The sequence below is a fragment of the Bacillus sp. FSL W8-0640 genome (assembly GCF_038007725.1).
Classification (GTDB): domain Bacteria; phylum Bacillota; class Bacilli; order Bacillales; family Bacillaceae_G; genus Bacillus_A; species Bacillus_A cereus.
In genome coordinates this window covers 4,349,365-4,367,593 of sequence record NZ_JBBOXT010000001.1, presented here as the reverse complement: position 1 = coordinate 4,367,593, position 18,229 = coordinate 4,349,365, and the positions used below count along the sequence as shown (strand labels likewise).

Below are 18,229 nucleotides of genomic sequence, written 5' to 3'. Positions count from 1 at the left end.
ACAAGGGGGTAAATGGAATGAACATCTACGTACTCATGAAACGAACATTTGATACAGAAGAAAAAATCGTAATTAAAAACGGTGCAATTTACGATGGCGAAGCGGAATTCATCATCAACCCTTACGATGAATATGCAATTGAAGAAGCAATTCAAGTAAGAGACGCACAAGGTGGAGAAGTTACAGTTGTAACAGTCGGTGGCGAAGATAGTGAGAAAGAACTTCGTACTGCACTAGCAATGGGCTGTGATAAAGCTGTATTAATTAATATTGAAGATGACGTAGAAAATGGTGACCAGTTCACGACAGCAAAAGTGCTTGCTGAATATTTAAAAGATAAAGATGCAGATTTAATTTTAGGCGGAAACGTTGCAATTGATGGTGCATCTGGACAAGTAGGACCACGCGTAGCTGAAGCGTTAAATATTCCGTATGTAACGACAATTACAAAACTTGAAATTGACGGTACAAATGTGAAGATTGAGCGTGATGTTGAAGGTGATACAGAAGTGATTGCAACTTCATTACCAGTTTTAGTAACAGCACAGCAAGGTTTAAATGAACCGCGTTACCCATCGCTTCCAGGTATTATGAAAGCGAAGAAAAAGCCGCTAGAAGAATTAGAATTAGATGATTTAGATTTAGAAGAAGATGATGTGGAAGCAAAGACAAAAACAATTGAAATCTATTTGCCTCCTAAGAAAGATGCAGGAAAAGTGTTACAAGGCGAGCTGCAAGATCAAGTAAAAGAACTTGTATCGTTGCTCCATACAGAAGCGAAAGTAATCTAATAAAATACGAAATTATATATGCAGGAGGGAAAATCTATGGCTCGTAAAGTATTAGTAATGGGTGAAGTTCGTGATGGATCGCTACGTAACGTTTCTTTTGAAGCGGTAGCAGCAGCAAAAACAATTGCAGAAGGCGGTGAAGTAGTAGGTCTTCTAATTGGAGACAGCGTTGCCTCTTTTGCAAATGAATTGATTCATTACGGTGCAGATCGCGTTGTGACAGTTGAAAATGATAAATTAAAATCATATACATCTGATGGTTATGCACAAGCGTTTTTAGCTGTACATGCTGAAGAAAATCCAGAAGGTATTGTCTTTGGACATACAGCACTTGGCAAAGATTTATCACCAAAATTAGCAGCGAAGCTTGAAGCTGGTTTAATTTCTGACGTAACTGCTTTAGAGGTTGAAGGTGGAAATGTTATCTTCACTCGTCCAATTTACTCTGGTAAAGCATTCGAGAAGAAGATTGTAACAGACGGCATCTTATTTGCGACAGTGCGTCCAAATAACATTGCAACTCTGGAAAAAGATGAGTCTCGCAGCGGTGACGTATCTTCTATTACAGTTGATGTGAAAGATTTACGTACAATCATTCAAGATGTTGTCCGTAAAACGGCAGAAGGTGTGGATCTTTCTGAAGCGAAAGTTATTATCGCTGGTGGACGCGGTGTGAAGAGTGAAGAAGGCTTTAAACCATTAAAAGAGTTAGCTGACGTACTAGGCGGCGCTGTTGGGGCATCTCGTGGTGCTTGTGACGCTGAATACTGTGATTACTCATTACAAATTGGTCAAACTGGTAAAGTTGTTACCCCAGACTTATACATTGCATGTGGTATTTCTGGTGCGATTCAGCATTTAGCAGGTATGTCTAACTCAAAAATAATCGTTGCGATTAATAAAGATCCAGAAGCAAGTATCTTTAAAGTAGCTGACTACGGTATTGTCGGTGACTTATTCGAAGTTGTACCTCTTTTAACAGAAGAGTTTAAAAAGTTAAAAGTACATTCATGATTTTAGTACCCTTGAGTTCCAAGTGAAGTACCCCTATATATAGAAAAAGGTGAGAGATCCCCTGTCTCTCATCTTTTTAGTATTTAATCCGTATTTTTATATAGTATAAAGGAACATTTTTTTGTTACAATACATAACGATACATATTATTCGCCACGTATATAAGTTAATGATATACTCTTGGTAGAATATACTTGAAGGAGGAAATAAAATGGCAATTGTAAACGCAAATGACCAAAGCTTCGCAGCTGAAACTAGCGAAGGTGTTGTATTATTAGATTTCTGGGCACCTTGGTGTGGACCTTGTAAAATGATCGCTCCTGTATTAGAGGAAATCGATGCAGAACTAGGCGAAAAAGTAAAAGTAGTAAAAGTAGACGTTGATGAAAACCAAGAAACTGCTCGTCAATTCGAAGTAATGAGCATTCCAGCTCTTTTCGTATTAAAAGACGGTAAAGTAGTTGATCAAGCGTTAGGTTACAAACCGAAAGAAGCGTTAGTAGAATTAGTTTCTAAACACTTCTAAAATAAAAAAAGCTACCATTTGGTAGCTTTTTTTATTTTCTTTTTTACAGTCTTTCCGTTACAATAAAAGAACGTATGTTGGGTGTTTGGGCATAGTATGTTTTCAAGGGAAAATAAAAATGCTAAGTATGTAGAAATGGAGGGAGACGAGTGCACGAACATTTGAAAGAGAAGTTGGCTATTTTACCAGATCAACCTGGTTGTTATTTGATGAAAGATAAGCAAGGAACGGTTATATATGTCGGAAAGGCAAAAGTGCTTAAAAATCGTGTGCGCTCGTACTTTACTGGTTCACATGATGGGAAAACACTGCGGCTTGTAGGAGAAATTGTTGATTTTGAATATATTGTAACTTCTTCGAATTTAGAAGCACTTATTTTAGAGTTAAATCTAATTAAAAAATATGATCCGAAATATAATATTCAATTAAAAGATGATAAAACATATCCTTTTATTAAAATTACAGCGGAGAAGCAACCTCGCTTACTCATTACTCGAAACGTAAAAAAAGATAAAGGGAAATATTTTGGTCCTTATCCAAATGCACAATCTGCTCATGAAACGAAAAAACTGCTAGATCGTATGTATCCACTTCGGAAATGCACGAATATGCCAGATAAAGTTTGTTTGTATTATCATATGGGTCAATGTTTAGCGCCTTGTGTGAAAGAAGTGACGGAAGAACAAAATAAAGAAATTGTAGATGAAATTATTAAGTTTTTAAATGGTGGACATAAAGAAGTTCGTTCAGAACTAGAAATAAAAATGTATGAGGCCTCAGAGAAACTAGAGTTTGAACGTGCAAAAGAGTTGCGTGATCAAATTGCTCATATTGATGCGATTATGGAAAAGCAAAAGATGATTATGAGTGACTTAGTGGATCGTGATGTGTTTGGATATGCAGTGGATAAAGGATGGATGTGTGTTCAAGTTTTCTTCGTTCGAAAAGGAAAGCTAATTGAACGTGATGTTTCTATGTTTCCAATTTACGATGAACCAGAAGAGGGTTTTTTAACGTTTATCGGCCAATTTTATGAAAACAGTAGTCATTTTAAGCCGAAGGAAATTGTCGTTCCAGGAAGTATAGACTCGGAATTAGTAGAGCGCTTTTTAGAAGTGGAAGCGACGCAGCCGAAACGTGGTAAGAAAAAAGACCTTGTAGAATTGGCAAATAAAAATGCGAAGATTGCTCTTGAAGAGAAGTTTTACTTAATTGAACGTGATGAAGAACGAACGATTAAAGCGGTAGATCATTTAGGGAAGCAGCTTGGGATTGAAACGCCATATCGTATTGAAGCGTTTGATAACTCAAATATTCAAGGAACAAATCCCGTTTCTGCAATGATTGCTTTTATCGATGGGAAACCGGCGAAGAAAGAGTATCGAAAATATAAAATTAAAACGGTTCAAGGACCAGATGATTATGAGTCTATGAGAGAAGTTGTGAGGCGCCGTTATACAAGGGCGCTTAAAGAAAATTCACCTTTACCTGATTTGATTATTATTGATGGAGGAAAAGGCCATCTAGCGGCTGCAAGTGATATTTTAGAGAATGAGCTCGGATTATATATTCCGATGGCAGGTCTTGTAAAAGATGATAAACATAAAACCTCCCATTTAATTATTGGGGATCCACCGGAACCTGTGATGCTTGAGAGAAATAGCCAAGAATTTTATTTATTGCAGCGTATTCAAGATGAGGTGCATCGATTTGCGATTACATTCCATCGTCAATTACACGGGAAATCTGTTATTCAATCAGCATTGGATGATATTCCAGGAATCGGTGATAAACGGAAAAAGGTATTGTTAAAACATTTTGGTTCATTAAAGAAGATGAAAGAAGCTTCTATAGAGGAATTTGTCGAAGCGGGTATGCCGAAAAATGTCGCGGAGACGATTTATACGTATTTAACAGATAAGAAGACGTTGTAGTTTACAACGTCTTCTGTTTTTTGGTATAATTTCTGAAGATTTAAAATAAATGCATCTGAATGAAAATACAAAAAAGTCAACTAAACTGATATGTCTAGTTGACTGTAGGTAATGCTTACACTTCAATGAGATCTTTTATATCCCATTTTACAAGAAATGTAATAGAGTCAGAACGTTTTTTCTTTTCTTCGTATGACTCTGCAACGACGTTCCGTTGCTTTTGGATTTGTTCAGCGATGAATCCGGCTTCTAGTTGATAAGAAGAATGTCGTTTTTGTTTTTGACGTTCTGCGATGAGTGTGCCTTTAAGTTGGAACTGCATTTCACGACGCTTATGTTCAACAATGCTTAAAGTGCCCCAGCCAGCCTTTTCAAAGAACTGAATGACTTCTTCAATTGTTTCTAGCGGATATTTTCTTGCAAGGTTTCTACCAGACCAGTATAAAATACCATCTAAATCGTTGCCGATTAAATCAGGTAGTAATTCTTCACGTAGCAATTCATAAGCGAAGGCGTTCAATGAAACATCTTCTAAAGATGTTGTATCGATTGTATTTTTACTCACAATATTCCCCTCTTTCTATAGGGATTATTATATAACATTTCACATTTATAAAAACAGATTTTTCTTTAGGAAAATCTGAATATATAAGAAGAAAAAAAGAATTGGCAAATTATATGCAAATTATGTATACGTTTTCTTGACGCTTCGACAAAAATAGGAGTAAAATGAACTTGGTATCAAATTATGCTGAAATATTTCGAATAATTTTTTCAGTTTTTCTTATGCCAATAGTGAAAAAACATTATTGTCATAAACTAATCTGAAAACAGCAGTCAAACATTCAAGGGGGGTAATGGGGACATGAAAGGCCGCGAGTATACGTTTCGTAAGTGGCACTCATTAATGGGGGTCATCCCGGTTGGTGTCTTTTTGACGCAACATTTAATTGTAAACAACTTTGCAACACGAGGAGCAGAGGCTTTTAACAAAGCTGCAGGCTTTATGGAGCTCCTTCCATTCCGGTATGCGCTAGAAATTTTCATCATCTTTTTACCGATACTGTACCATGCTATATATGGCTTATATATTGCATTTACAGCTAAGAACAATGCGGTTTCTTACGGTTATTTCCGTAACTGGATGTTCGTTTTCCAAAGAATTTCAGGTATCGTTACGCTGATCTTCATTTCTTGGCACGTCTGGGAAACTCGTATTCAAGCAATGTTAGGTAAAGAGGTAAACTATGATATGATGGCAGATATTTTAAACAATCCAGCTATGTTTGCATTCTACTTAGTTGGTGTTGTTTCAACAATTTTCCACTTTGCAAATGGACTATGGACATTCTGCATCAGCTGGGGAATTACAGTATCTCCACGTTCACAAAGAATCTCTACTTATGTAACATTAGCTATTTTCTTAGGTTTATCTTATGTAGGTGTGAGTGCATTATTAGCGTTCATCGATCCACAGCTAGCAAACCAGTAAGGAGTGGGAGAGCATGAAAGGGAAACTTATAGTAGTCGGCGGTGGCTTGGCTGGCTTAATGGCAACGATTAAAGCGGCAGAAGCAGGAGTAAATGTTGAACTGTTTTCTTTAGTACCAGTAAAACGTTCACATTCTGTATGTGCTCAGGGCGGAATTAACGGTGCCGTAAATACGAAAGGTGAAGGGGATTCTCCATGGATCCACTTTGACGATACAATTTATGGTGGGGACTTCTTAGCGAACCAACCACCAGTTAAAGCAATGTGTGAAGCAGCACCTGGTATCATTCATTTAATGGACCGTATGGGTGTTATGTTCAACCGTACGGAAGAAGGACTTCTTGATTTCCGTCGATTTGGTGGAACGCAACATCACCGTACAGCATTTGCTGGTGCAACAACTGGACAGCAATTACTTTACGCATTAGATGAGCAAGTACGTCGTCACGAAGTAGCAGGACTTGTAACGAAATATGAAGGTTGGGATTTCTTACGAGCTGTTGTTGATGATGAAGGTGTGTGCCGAGGAATCGTTGCACAAGACTTACAAACTATGGAGATTAGAAGTTTCGGAGCAGATGCCGTGATTATGGCAACAGGGGGCCCTGGTATCATTTTCGGAAAATCAACAAACTCCATTATCAATACAGGTACAGCAGCTTCTGCTGTATATCAACAAGGCGCATATTATGCAAACGGTGAGTTCATTCAAATTCACCCAACGGCAATTCCTGGAGACGATAAATTACGTCTTATGAGTGAATCTGCACGTGGTGAAGGTGGACGTGTTTGGACATATAAAGATGGTAAACCATGGTACTTCTTAGAAGAAAAATATCCGGCTTACGGAAACCTTGTACCTCGTGACATCGCAACGCGTGAAATCTTTGATGTTTGCGTAGAGCAAAAACTAGGTATTAACGGTGAAAACATGGTGTACTTAGATCTTTCTCATAAAGATCCAAAAGAACTAGATATTAAACTAGGTGGAATTATTGAAATCTATGAGAAATTTACAGGGGATGATCCTCGTAAACTACCGATGAAAATCTTCCCAGCTGTTCACTATTCAATGGGCGGACTATGGGTTGATTATAAACAGATGACAAATATTCCAGGGTTATTTGCAGCAGGTGAGTGTGATTATTCTATGCACGGTGGTAACCGTCTTGGTGCAAACTCACTATTATCAGCAATTTATGGTGGTATGGTAGCAGGACCAAACGCAATTGAGTATATGAAAGGTCTTTCTAAATCATCTGATGCTGTTTCATCTACTGTATATGAGCAAAATGAATTAATCGAAACAGAGAAATTTAACAATATTTTAACGATGGATGGTAACGAAAATGCGTATGTTCTTCATAAAGAGCTTGGAGAATGGATGACAGATAACGTTACAGTAGTTCGTGAAAATAAAAAATTATTAGAAACAGATGCGAAAATTGAAGAATTAATGGCTCGTTACAAACGTATTAACATTAACGATACAGCAAGATGGAGTAACCAAGGTGCTTCATTTACACGCCAACTTGCAAATATGTTTGAGTTAGCACGTGTTATTACAATTGGCGCATATAACCGTAATGAGAGCCGTGGGGCGCATTACAAACCTGAATTCCCAAATCGTGATGATGCAAACTTCTTAAAAACTACGATGGCAAAATTTGAGGGAGAAGGAAATGCACCAGCATTCCATTACGAGGACGTTGATATTTCGTTAATTAAACCACGTAAACGTGATTATTCTTCAAAACACGATGTAGCTGCTAAGGGTGAAGAGAAGGGGGATAAACAACATGTCTGAGAAAACAATCCGCCTCATCATTACGAGACAAGACGGGCCAGATGCGCAAGCGTTTGACCAAGAGTTTGAAATTCCATATCGTCCGAATATGAATATTATCTCAGCACTTATGGAAATCCGTCGTAATCCTGTTGATTCAAAAGGGAACCAAACAACTCCGATTGCATGGGATATGAACTGCTTAGAGGAAGTATGTGGTGCATGTTCGATGGTGATTAACGGAAAACCACGTCAATCATGTACGGCACTTATCGATCAATTAGAGCAACCAATTCGCTTAAAACCGATGAAGACATTCCCGGTTGTACGTGACTTGCAAGTTGATCGTAGTCGCATGTTTAATGCTCTAAAACGCGTTAAAGCGTGGATTCCAATTGATGGTACGTATGACCTAGGTCCAGGACCAAGAATGCCTGAGAAAAAGCGTCAATGGGCTTATGAGCTTTCAAAATGCATGACATGTGGTGTTTGCTTAGAATCATGTCCAAACGTAAACAGTAAGTCTGACTTTATTGGACCAGCACCGTTATCACAAGCTCGCTTATTCAACTCACATCCAACGGGTGAAATGCATAAAGCAGATCGCTTACGTGCAATTATGGGAGATGGAGGACTAGCAAACTGTGGTAACTCTCAAAACTGTGTGCAATCATGTCCGAAGGGTATTCCTTTAACAACTTCAATTGCGGCATTAAACCGTGATACAACAATTCAATCGTTCAAAGATTTCTTTGGTAGCGATAATAACTATTAATAAATATTGCCTCTTCATATCGAAGAGGCAATATTTATAACTTTATTTTTCTGTTTATTCTGTTTATTTAAAGGTGAAAAGGGGAGATAACAATGAAGAGGATTTCTTATATTGAAGACTTTGAGCAATGGGAAAGTGGTTTTTCGTTTTACAACCCTGTAAAGGTTCGTTTTGGTGAAGTAGATATGTTTGGACATGTAAATAATGTCGTTGCTTTTACTTATTTTGAAGAAGCTCGTATTGCGTTGTTTAAAGAACTTGGATTTATGCAAGAGTGGACACATGCATCATCAGAAACGATGATCGTTGTTGCGGATTTACAATGTAATTTTATTAAGCAAATATATTTTGATGAACAGCTGAAGGTGTATGTAAAGGCAGGATCGGTCGGGAATTCTTCTTTAGATTTACATTATATGGTGAAGAATGCAGCAGGAGAGGTTTGTTTAGTAGGTCGTGGAATGATGGTTCAAGCGTCGAAAAAAACAGGAAGAGGCGAACCATGGCCTGAAGAATGGAAGAAGAAATTACTACAATAATAGAGTGAAAGAAAAATAAGAGAGCAATTTGCTCTCTTATTTTTTGTCTTCCATCGCTTCTTCTAATGTTAAGTGATGTTTATATAGGTATGTAGCGTATGGATTACCAACGTAGCGTAAGTGCCATGGTTCATATGCATATTCTGTTGTATCTGTTTTATCTTCTAAGTAACGAATGACAAAGCCGAATTCATGAGCGTGTTCTGCGACCCATTTTCCTTCTGCTGTCTCCCCGAAGATAGGCTCTAATTGAAATTTAGCTGATTTTGAACTAATATCCATTGCTAAACCCGTTTGGTGTTCACTTGTACCAGGAATTGCGCTTACCGAATTAGCTTCGGCTTTTCCTTGGCGTCTAACGTATGTATCATGCAACGATTTTTGGCGTTTGTATGAACGATAACCAGATACAGCTGTAAGATCAAGCCCTTCTTTTTTCGCAGCTTTAAACATGTTTTCAAGTGCCTCTGCAGCATCTTTTCGCAGCAATGTTTTTTCTTTATCTTTTGGACTAATAAATGGTACATTTGGTCTCGTTAAGTCTTCAGGAATGTATCCATCTGGTAGTTTTCGATGTTTATTAATTAAGACAAGATTAGATTTGGGATTTGTTACCACTGAAAAGTCATTGTCTATTTTCTTTGCATTATGATCAGCTTTTGGAAAAGCAGGAATCTCTTCTTTTTTATGGTTATTATGCTTTTGACTTTCGACAGCTTTTGCTTCATTATGTAGTGGTGTTTTAGAACCAAAGTAAGCGAAAGATGTGATCCCGATTACAATAGTAGTGGCAGAAATAATTATTATCTTTTTCATGATGCCTTGTAATCACAGTCCCTTCTTAATAAAATGTGTAATGTTTTTTTTATTATAAATCTAGTTTGTTGGAAAAGGAATATAAGAGTCATAACGTAATAGAAATGCAAAGAAAATGTCAGAAAATGTGTGAATTTGTAGTATTTTTTTATATAATTCATTTCTTATCTTTCATGAAATGCATTTTTTATGTAATATATATACATAAGAAGATGTAGCGATTATCGAGAATAGAGAACTTCTTGTATAGACTGGGAGTGAATGGGAATGGATTTTGCAACAATTATTGGACTTATTTTAGGATTTGTAGCAGTGATAGTAGGGATGGTCGTCAAGGGCGCTGACATAACAGCCTTATTAAATCCTGCCGCAGCATTAATTATTTTTATCGGTACATTTGCTGCAGTATGTATTGCATTTCCGATGAATCAACTAAAAAGGGTTCCAAAACTATTTAAAGTTCTTTTTGGTTCAAATAAAAAGGATTTAAGTTATGAACAGTTGCTAGAATTATTTGTTCATTGGACATCTGAAAGTAGAAAATACGGTATTTTGTCTTTAGAGCAACAATTAGACAAAATTCAAGATGAATTTCTTTTGCGCGGTATGAAATTTGTGATTGATGGCGTATCCGCAGAAGATTTGGAGCAGATTTTGGAATCTGAATTAGAGGCAATTGAAGAAAGACATGCAAAGGGAGCTGCTATTTTTTCACAAGCTGGTACGTATGCACCGACATTAGGAGTTTTAGGTGCTGTTATCGGTCTTGTAGCTGCGCTTGGTAACTTAACTGATATTGAAAAGTTAGGTCATGCTATTTCGGGTGCGTTTATTGCAACGATTTTTGGTATTTTTTCAGGTTATGTATTATGGCATCCATTTGCAAATAAGTTAAAGCAAAAATCTTCAGCTGAAATTGAGAAAAAACGTTTAATCATTGATTGTTTATTAATGTTACAAGAAGGTACATATCCGTTTATTATGAAGAACCGCATTTTAGGTGCACTTTCTGCAACTGAGCGTAAAAAGCTAGAAAAAGGAGCAGAAAAAAATGCGGAGTAAGAAAAATAGAAGAGGCAAAAAGAAAAAACATGATGAGCATATCGATGAAACATGGTTAATCCCATATTCTGATATGTTAACGTTGTTATTTGCATTGTTTATCGTTTTATTCGCAATGAGTAGTATAGATGCTGCGAAGTTTAAACAGATGGCAGTTGCTTTTCGAAGTGAATTAGCTGGGGGAACAGGTAACAAAGAATTTTTAAGTGATCAAAAGCCAAATGATGAAAAAGAATTATCAGCAAGTAGCCTTGAGGCAGAACAAGCAAAAAAACAAGAAGAAGCTAGAGCTAAAGAAAAAAAAGAGATGGATGAATTGAAAGCATTACAAAAAAAGATTGATCAATATATTAATGAAAAACAATTATCCTCTTCTTTTCAAACTAAATTAACTGAAAAGGGATTAATGGTGACAATATTAGAAAATATACTGTTTGATTCGGGGAAAGCAGATGTGAAATTAGAATCTTTAGGGATTGCAAAAGAGATGTCTAGCTTACTTGTTTCAGCGTCACCTCGTGAAATTACAGTATCGGGTCATACGGATAATGTCCCTATTGCCAATGCGCAGTTTGCGTCGAATTGGGAATTAAGTACGCAGCGGGCAGTTAATTTTATGCAAGTATTACTGCAAAATAAAGAATTACAACCAGAAAAATTTAGTGCGATTGGATACGGAGAATACCGTTCAATTGCTCCAAACGATACACAAGAAGGAAAGGCAAAGAATAGACGTGTGGAAGTATTTATCTTGCCTTTAACAGAGAAAGTAAAATAAAAGAGGATGGCGAATGCCATCCTCTTTTATTTTACTTCAAATGATTTTAAGTTGTCGCGACGGATTTTATCTTTTTCTGCATCTGATTTTTTGAAAACATAATCATATAAAGCGCCTTCCCAATCGCCATACATTGGATTCGGGAAAATAATGAATTTCTCACCAAATTGTGCTTTTGAATCTGCTACTGTTTGGTTACGATCTTTTACAGATTTTCCATCAAAACCTGTGAAATCAGATAAGTTATCACCGAAGAATAAGACAATATCATGAGTTTGAGAAACGAGTTCACGGCGTTTTTCTTTTCCTTTTTCTTTCGGATCTTGTAATAATATATGTTCTTTCGTTGCTTGAGGAGCACCTACACGCTCAAGATTTTTAATTGTCGCATCTAGTTGATTCGTTTTACGATTTGAGATGTAGTAAATATCTACACCTTTAGACTCTGTATATTTTAAGAAATCAATTGCGCCTGGAAGGGCTTCAGCCTCAGCTTTGTTAATCCAATCATCCCATTTGTAAGGATAGCCTTTGCCTGTTTTTACGCTCATTGCTTGATGAGGACTGTTATCTAAAACAGTTTCGTCTAAATCAAGCACGATAGCAGGTTTTTTCTCTGTCCCTTTTGCAAGAATTGCATCAAGCTTTAATTGACCAATGTTGTACCCTTGGTAGTAAAGTGCTTTCGTTTCACCGGCTGTTTGATACCATAAATCAGCCATTAATTGTTGTTCTGTTAATTTTACTTTCTCTTCTTTTGCCACTGTTTTCTCTGGTGTTCCTGAACATGCTACAAGTGATGTAGATAGAACCGCTACAGATAATAAAGTGGTAATGCCCCTCTTCATCTTCATATGTATCCTCCTTGATGTTAGAAAATCATTTTATATTATATATTAAAATATAATATTTTTATATGAACATTTGCATATTGTCTTTTGTATATATAGTAGTATGTCCTATATTAGAAAGATGAGCAAAATAATAATAGTTGCTTTGACAATTTTTATTGTCGTAATGACAATTATAATTGACAAAAATAACTTTATTATTTACAATTTTAACTAAATAGAACAAATGATGGATTAATGACGATGTTTACATATAAGAGGATGAAGCGTGGTGCTATATTTTGTCTTGAATAAACATAGTCTTTGAAAGAGAGTACGAATGATACTAAAGGGGAGGCTTTATACTTGAGTTTACAAATTCAAAACTTAACGAAACAATTTGGGGAATCAAAAGCAGTTAACGGTTTGCAAATTTCGTTACCAAAAGGTGAAGTACTAGGGTTACTTGGACGAAATGGTGCAGGGAAAACAACAACAATCAAAATGCTTCTCGGATTATTAACGCCTAATGAAGGTTCGATTACATGGGATGGAAAAGCATTTGGAAATAGTGGTGTAACAATTGGGTATTTACCAGAAGAAAGAGGTTTATATACAAAAAGTAGAGTAATAGATCAGCTGCGATATTTTGGTAGATTAGAAGGAATGTCGAAGAAAGAAGTGGATCACGCTATTGATCACTGGTTAGAGCGTTTAGCGATACCAGAATATAAATTTAAAACGGCTGGAGAGCTTTCAAAAGGGAATCAGCAAAAAATCCAATTAATTGCTGCTCTTCTTCATAATCCGGAACTTCTCATTTTAGATGAACCATTCAGCGGCCTCGATCCAGTTAATGCTGGGATGTTATCTAGTATTATTGAAGAACAAGTACAGAGCGGAAAGACGATTATTTTATCAAGTCATCGTATGGAACAAGTAGAGGCTTTTTGCCAACATGTATGTATTTTGAAAAAAGGTGAAGCAGTCGTAAAAGGACAGCTAAGTGATATTAAGAAAGAATACGGTTTCCGTAATTTAACGATTGAAGATACAGTAGAGAATGAAAAGGGATTAGAAGCTATACATGTATCGTATGAAAAACAACAAGGCCTTCTTTATGTGAAAGTACAAGACGATGCGGAAGCTCTCAAGATTTTGCAACAGTTGCAAGAGCAAGGTGTTAGCTTACGACAATTCAAAATGTTAGAGCCGACGTTAAACGAAATCTTTGTAGAGAGGGCGAAATAACGATGCGTAAATTTTCTCACGTATTTTCATTTTATTTTAGGGAAGCATTTTTATCTAAAAAATCATTAATTACGAGTGCGATTTTATTTTTAGTTGTGTTTGGGATTTTTGCATTTAATCATTTTACTTCAGGCGATGATAAAAATAAGGATAAAGATAAAATTGCAGTTGTAGTAGAGAGTTCCACATATAAAGTACAAAAAGATGAGCTAAATAAGCTATTGCCATCAGCAAAAATAACAATTGGTTCAAAGGATGATTTTGATAAACTGCATAAGCAAGTAGAAGAAGGTGATTTAGATGGTCTATTCCATGTGACGGAAAAGGGTGGGGCTCCATCGATTACATATATGTATAATGGATTTCCAAGCCAAGCAACTTCTGCAATTATGGCAGGATATTTAAAGCAACAATATACGATGGTGACGATTGCCAAAAATAATGTTTCACCAGAAATTGCACAGCAATTACAAACAGAAATTCAAGTAAAGCAAGAAGCGATAAAAGATCGTACATCTTCTTTCGGAATTGCCTATTTCTTTACATTTGCTTTATATATGTTTATTGTAGCGTTCGGAAATACAATCGCAATGAATATTGCATCTGAAAAGGCGTCACGTGTAATGGAAGTAATGCTTCCGAAAGTGAAGCCTCTTACGATGATGTATGCGAAAATTTTAGCGGTTGTTTCAACGGCGTTATTGCAACTTGTCATATTGGCGTGTGGTTATCTTATTCCATATTTGTTAGGTTGGGTCGATTTAGAAAGTGCCTCACTATTGGGTATTCCAATTGACTTCACGAAATTAGATGCAAAGGTTATCAGCATGTTTCTTGTTTATTTCATTACGGGATATTTACTTTATGCGATGATGTATGCTGCTGCTGGAGCTGTCGTGTCTAAGACGGAGGATTTACAAGCTGTATCTTTCCCGGTAATGATTTTAATTATGGCTGCATTCTTTATTAGTATTAAATCATTAAGTGATCCGAATAGTACTATCGTCGTTGTAAGTTCTTACGTTCCATTTTTTACACCGATGGTTACCTTCTCACGTATTGTAGCTGGTGAAGCAGGTATGCTAGAAATTACGATAACATTAGCAGTCTTATTGGCGACAATTGCGGTATTAAATGCTGTTACAAGCCGCATTTACGTAAACGGCGTAATGAATTACTCAGATAAAGTGAAATTTAAAGATTTAGCGAAATTTATAAAGCGTCAATAATGAGAGAAAAGCATGATTTCCTATTGAAATCATGCTTTTTCTTTATGTATAAATTAAAAATAGTATATAATGATAAGAGTCGTCTTTTAATAGAATGAATAAAAAGGAGGGTGTGCAGATGGGGATTAGTAGTCGTTTTACAGTAGGTGTTCATATGCTGACATTACTTGCGATAGATCGAAACTCTCGCTGTACCTCTGAATGGATTGCCGGTAGTGTGAATACAAATCCAGTTGTGATTCGTCGCATTACAGGAATGTTGAAGAGAGCAGGACTTGTTGATGTACAAGCTGGTAAAGGTGGTACGACACTTGCTCGAGATTTAGAAGAAATTACATTACTTGATGTATATAAAGCAGTGGAAGTTGTAGAAGAAGGACAGCTATTTTCCTTCCATGAAAATCCCAACATTGAATGTCCAGTAGGAGCTAATATTCAATCAGTATTAGAAATTATTTTAATGCAAGCGCAAGAAGCGATGGAAAACGTACTTGCAAATGTAACGGTAGATCAATTAGTTACAAATTTAAAGTCTAAAATGAAAGAATAAAAAAAGCGAGCTTCCTCATAATGAGGGCTCGCCTTTTTTTATTCAGAAATATTGAAAATTCTATTTTTCAGTATTTAAAATGAATTTACCTACGATAGCTGCGAAGATACCACCAAGAATTGGTGCTACGATGAATACCCATAGTTGAGAAAGTGCTTCTCCACCAACAAATAAAGCTGGTGCGATACTACGAGCTGGGTTAACAGATGTTCCAGTTAACGGAATTCCTAATAAGTGAATTAAAACTAATGTGAAACCAATTACTAGTCCAGCTAAAGAAGAACTTCCTTTTTTACCTGTTACAGCAACGATAACTAAAATAAATACGAAAGTTAAAATGAACTCAACTAAAAATGCTCCAGATAAACCAAGAGTTCCGAAACCATTTTGTCCTAAATTATCTAAAGGTGTTTTAGCAGATTTTAAAATTGTTACTAACGTTGCAGTTCCTAATAAACCACCTAAAATTTGAGCTAATACATAATAACAAAGTTCCATAGCGTTCATTCGTTTGTTGATGAACATAGCTACTGATACTGCTGGGTTAATGTGACATCCAGAAATTGTTCCGATGCTATATGCCATAGCTACAATAGATAGACCGAAAGCCATAGCGATTCCTAATGTTCCAATTCCTTCAATTCCGCCGCCAGTGACAGCTACTCCAGTTCCGAATAATACAAGTACAAATGTACCAATAAATTCAGCGATTGCTTTTTTTAACATAATTTACCTCCTATTAATGCGCATGAAACGTATTATAACATAAGTTTTAGTATAAGCAGCCAATGAAATACTATTCTGATAAGGCGAAATAGGGGGACAATAAAAAAGAGTATGGTTCATCTCTATAGAACCATACCCTTTTTTTATGCCGATTTTTTCTGTTTAACGACTGGAACAGAACGGTTTAAAATACTATTTGCAACCATTCCTAACATGATAATAATCATTCCGATGAGAGAAAGTCCTCCAGGGAGTGAACCATTTAAGAAAATGATTTCTCCAAGTACGGTAAAGACCATCGTTCCAGCTTGTGTTGCTTCAACAGCTCCAAGTAGAGCGAGGTTATCTTTTGCTAAGTCAGTAGCAAAGAAAAATGTCATCGTTGCAATAACGCCGGAACATAATGCTAACAAAAATCCTTGAAGCATTTGGTTGGATGTTGGAATGCCAGTAGTAGAAAATCCGTATATACCAAGCAAGATTGTTATAGGAAGACTTCCAATTGCCATTCCTAATACACGTTGGAACGTATCAAGGCGTCCATCAACAAGCTCCATCATTTTTCGGTTACCGAACGGATATAAGAAAGCGGCTAATACGACAGGTAAAAAACCTGAAATGAACTGGGTCATTGTAATATGGCCTGCGGCAGTTGCTTGCATACAAATTACACCAAGTAAAATAAATAATGCAACATATAAGCTACGAAGTGGAATTTTTCCACGTACAAGTTTCGTACCTGATTTTGTTTCTATTTTCACGAAAAATAGTGGTGATAGTAGTAAACCAGCTAAAATCGTAACTTGCCAAGTTCCAGCAACGAGCCAAGCTGGAGAAAAGACAGCTGCGAAACTTAATAAAGAATAAAAACCAATACCGGCAACAGAACCCCATCCGATCCATGCCAATGGATGTTTTTTTAACTCTTCCCATAATCCCCTAAAGTTTTTGCGAAATAAAACGATAAGGAATAAAATAGGAAGAGCAAATAAAAAACGGAAGGAAGCTGTCCAAGCCCAGCTCGTTCCAGATACATTCATTGCTCTATTAATAATAAAGGTTGCAGAAAAAAAGGCCGATGATAAAAGACCTAATAAAATTGCGCGCATGAAGTATAACACTCCTTTCGAAAATAAATAATTATGTATAGTATGATATACTTTTAATTATTAAAAGTAAACTATTTTATACTTTAAGGTGGTTTTATATATGAAAGAAAATGAAGATATGCAAACGAAAGAAGTCATTCAACAAGTTGGACAGTTATTGAGACAAATTCGAAATGAACAGAAATTAAGTTTAGAAGAATTAGCTCATAAAACAGGAGTTAGTAAATTAACATTAGGAAAGATCGAAAGAGGGGAAACAAATCCGACACTAGCTGTCATTTGGAAAATAACGAAAGGGTTATCAATTCCTTTATCCAGATTAATGGTTGTTGGAGAACCTGTAGCTGTTGCGCGCTGTGGAGAAGGATTTGCAGTAGATGAAGGACAAGCGTGGCATTTAGAAACGATGTTCCGTTATACGAAAGAAACAGGGATGGAAATGCACCGTGCTTGTTTACGATCAAATAGTATATATGAGCCAGAAGCTCATCATGAAGGTGCGATTGAGCTTGTAACGGTAATGAAAGGGAAAGTGTCTATTCAAGTGGAGAATGATGTATACGAATTAAATGAGTTTGATTCCATTCAATTTGAAGCGAATAAGAAGCATATTTATAAAAATGAAGAAGAAGAAGTAGCGGTATTACATTTAACGATGAAATATTCTTCATGAAAAAATCACCTATAGGATTCTATAGGTGATTTGCTCTTCTTAAGTATGTGAAATAATGCCGTTAGTACGAACGTGGCATAAGTAATAAACAAATGAAATAAACTAAAAATCCTGTCCCAAAACATAAAACAGCAATAACCCAAATGATACGAATAAGAGTAGAGCTAATATCAAAATATTCTCCTAAACCACCACATATACCAAATAGCATTTTATCAGTTTCGGATTTACATAACTTTTTTGACATATTCCAATCAACTCCTTTTTATATCAAACTGCATACTTTTATTCTATATGGAAATTTATGAGAAGACTATGGGGTTGTATTACATTTTTTTGTGAGAAGTG

At 36.2% G+C, this 18,229-nt stretch carries 20 protein-coding genes; 14 read left to right on the top strand and 6 right to left on the bottom strand.

What is annotated here, in order from left to right:
- The first annotated feature begins 17 nt into the window (after positions 1-17).
- From etfB to uvrC, 4 genes are all read left to right on the top strand, one after another.
- A complete protein-coding gene (gene etfB, locus N2V80_RS22550) occupies positions 18-791 on the top strand; it encodes an electron transfer flavoprotein subunit beta (protein ID WP_001029028.1) in 774 nt (257 codons plus the stop codon).
- Positions 792-827: 36 nt separating this feature from the next.
- Complete coding sequence (gene etfA, locus N2V80_RS22545) at positions 828-1,805, top strand: electron transfer flavoprotein subunit alpha (protein ID WP_000101943.1); 978 nt, start codon at positions 828-830, stop codon at positions 1,803-1,805.
- A 211-nt stretch (positions 1,806-2,016) separates the two neighbouring features.
- The gene (gene trxA / locus N2V80_RS22540; protein WP_001018943.1) at positions 2,017-2,331 is read left to right on the top strand and encodes a thioredoxin; all 315 of its coding nucleotides are present in this window, start codon (positions 2,017-2,019) and stop codon (positions 2,329-2,331) included.
- A gap of 149 nt (positions 2,332-2,480) precedes the next feature.
- Positions 2,481-4,265: an excinuclease ABC subunit C gene (gene uvrC, locus N2V80_RS22535; protein WP_000544296.1), complete on the top strand. Its 1,785-nt coding sequence runs from the start codon at positions 2,481-2,483 to the stop codon at positions 4,263-4,265.
- Positions 4,266-4,380: 115 nt separating this feature from the next.
- Here the strand turns inward: uvrC and N2V80_RS22530 are convergent, their stop codons facing one another.
- On the bottom strand, positions 4,381-4,830 hold the full coding sequence (locus N2V80_RS22530; protein WP_000042226.1) for a YslB family protein: 450 nt from the start codon (positions 4,828-4,830) through the stop codon (positions 4,381-4,383).
- Between the two features lie 300 nt (positions 4,831-5,130).
- Here N2V80_RS22530 and sdhC point away from each other — a divergent pair, with 300 nt between their 5' ends.
- The 4 genes from sdhC to N2V80_RS22510 all read left to right on the top strand — a co-directional run bounded on the left by sdhC (position 5,131) and on the right by N2V80_RS22510 (position 8,857).
- The gene (gene sdhC, locus N2V80_RS22525) at positions 5,131-5,757 is read left to right on the top strand and encodes a succinate dehydrogenase cytochrome B558 (RefSeq protein ID WP_000678354.1); all 627 of its coding nucleotides are present in this window, start codon (positions 5,131-5,133) and stop codon (positions 5,755-5,757) included.
- Between the two features lie 13 nt (positions 5,758-5,770).
- Complete coding sequence (gene sdhA, locus N2V80_RS22520; protein WP_000676750.1) at positions 5,771-7,564, top strand: succinate dehydrogenase flavoprotein subunit; 1,794 nt, start codon at positions 5,771-5,773, stop codon at positions 7,562-7,564.
- Positions 7,557-8,318 carry a succinate dehydrogenase iron-sulfur subunit gene (sdhB, locus tag N2V80_RS22515; RefSeq protein ID WP_001291827.1) on the top strand — a complete coding sequence of 254 codons (762 nt, stop codon included), beginning with the start codon at positions 7,557-7,559 and terminating at the stop codon, positions 8,316-8,318. Before sdhA ends, sdhB begins: the two co-directional genes overlap by 8 nt.
- Before the next feature lie 92 nt (positions 8,319-8,410).
- The gene (locus N2V80_RS22510; protein WP_000822734.1) at positions 8,411-8,857 is read left to right on the top strand and encodes an acyl-CoA thioesterase; all 447 of its coding nucleotides are present in this window, start codon (positions 8,411-8,413) and stop codon (positions 8,855-8,857) included.
- Between the two features lie 36 nt (positions 8,858-8,893).
- On the opposite strand, the gene N2V80_RS22505 is transcribed toward N2V80_RS22510, so the two are convergent.
- Complete coding sequence (locus N2V80_RS22505; RefSeq protein WP_000720201.1) at positions 8,894-9,673, bottom strand: M15 family metallopeptidase; 780 nt, start codon at positions 9,671-9,673, stop codon at positions 8,894-8,896.
- Positions 9,674-9,940: 267 nt separating this feature from the next.
- Here N2V80_RS22505 and motA point away from each other — a divergent pair, with 267 nt between their 5' ends.
- Positions 9,941-10,735 (top strand): flagellar motor stator protein MotA, encoded by a 795-nt coding sequence (motA, locus tag N2V80_RS22500; protein ID WP_000344852.1) that lies wholly within the window; start codon positions 9,941-9,943, stop codon positions 10,733-10,735.
- Complete coding sequence (gene motB / locus N2V80_RS22495) at positions 10,725-11,513, top strand: flagellar motor protein MotB (protein WP_001256734.1); 789 nt, start codon at positions 10,725-10,727, stop codon at positions 11,511-11,513. Before motA ends, motB begins: the two co-directional genes overlap by 11 nt.
- Positions 11,514-11,539: 26 nt before the next feature.
- Here motB and N2V80_RS22490 read toward each other — a convergent pair whose 3' ends face one another.
- Complete coding sequence (locus N2V80_RS22490) at positions 11,540-12,367, bottom strand: 5'-nucleotidase, lipoprotein e(P4) family (RefSeq protein WP_061654508.1); 828 nt, start codon at positions 12,365-12,367, stop codon at positions 11,540-11,542.
- Positions 12,368-12,709: 342 nt separating this feature from the next.
- Here N2V80_RS22490 and N2V80_RS22485 point away from each other — a divergent pair, with 342 nt between their 5' ends.
- The 3 genes from N2V80_RS22485 to N2V80_RS22475 all read left to right on the top strand — a co-directional run bounded on the left by N2V80_RS22485 (position 12,710) and on the right by N2V80_RS22475 (position 15,373).
- A complete protein-coding gene (locus tag N2V80_RS22485; protein ID WP_000058121.1) occupies positions 12,710-13,594 on the top strand; it encodes an ABC transporter ATP-binding protein in 885 nt (294 codons plus the stop codon).
- A gap of 2 nt (positions 13,595-13,596) precedes the next feature.
- Positions 13,597-14,823, top strand: coding sequence for an ABC transporter permease (locus N2V80_RS22480; protein ID WP_001224981.1), 1,227 nt, complete (start codon positions 13,597-13,599; stop codon positions 14,821-14,823).
- 118 nt (positions 14,824-14,941) lie between these two features.
- Positions 14,942-15,373, top strand: a complete 432-nt coding sequence (locus N2V80_RS22475) for an Rrf2 family transcriptional regulator (protein WP_000512998.1) — start codon at positions 14,942-14,944, stop codon at positions 15,371-15,373.
- Between the two features lie 60 nt (positions 15,374-15,433).
- Here the strand turns inward: N2V80_RS22475 and N2V80_RS22470 are convergent, their stop codons facing one another.
- Both N2V80_RS22470 and N2V80_RS22465 read right to left on the bottom strand, forming a co-directional pair.
- Complete coding sequence (locus N2V80_RS22470) at positions 15,434-16,099, bottom strand: aquaporin (protein WP_000913213.1); 666 nt, start codon at positions 16,097-16,099, stop codon at positions 15,434-15,436.
- 143 nt (positions 16,100-16,242) lie between these two features.
- Positions 16,243-17,208: a DMT family transporter gene (locus N2V80_RS22465; RefSeq protein WP_061654507.1), complete on the bottom strand. Its 966-nt coding sequence runs from the start codon at positions 17,206-17,208 to the stop codon at positions 16,243-16,245.
- Between the two features lie 100 nt (positions 17,209-17,308).
- Between N2V80_RS22465 and N2V80_RS22460 the strand changes: the two genes are divergently transcribed.
- Positions 17,309-17,881, top strand: a complete 573-nt coding sequence (locus tag N2V80_RS22460) for a helix-turn-helix domain-containing protein (RefSeq protein WP_000661924.1) — start codon at positions 17,309-17,311, stop codon at positions 17,879-17,881.
- Between the two features lie 61 nt (positions 17,882-17,942).
- On the opposite strand, the gene N2V80_RS22455 is transcribed toward N2V80_RS22460, so the two are convergent.
- Positions 17,943-18,128, bottom strand: a complete 186-nt coding sequence (locus tag N2V80_RS22455) for a PspC domain-containing protein (protein ID WP_000038411.1) — start codon at positions 18,126-18,128, stop codon at positions 17,943-17,945.
- Between the last annotated feature and the right edge of the window lie 101 nt (positions 18,129-18,229).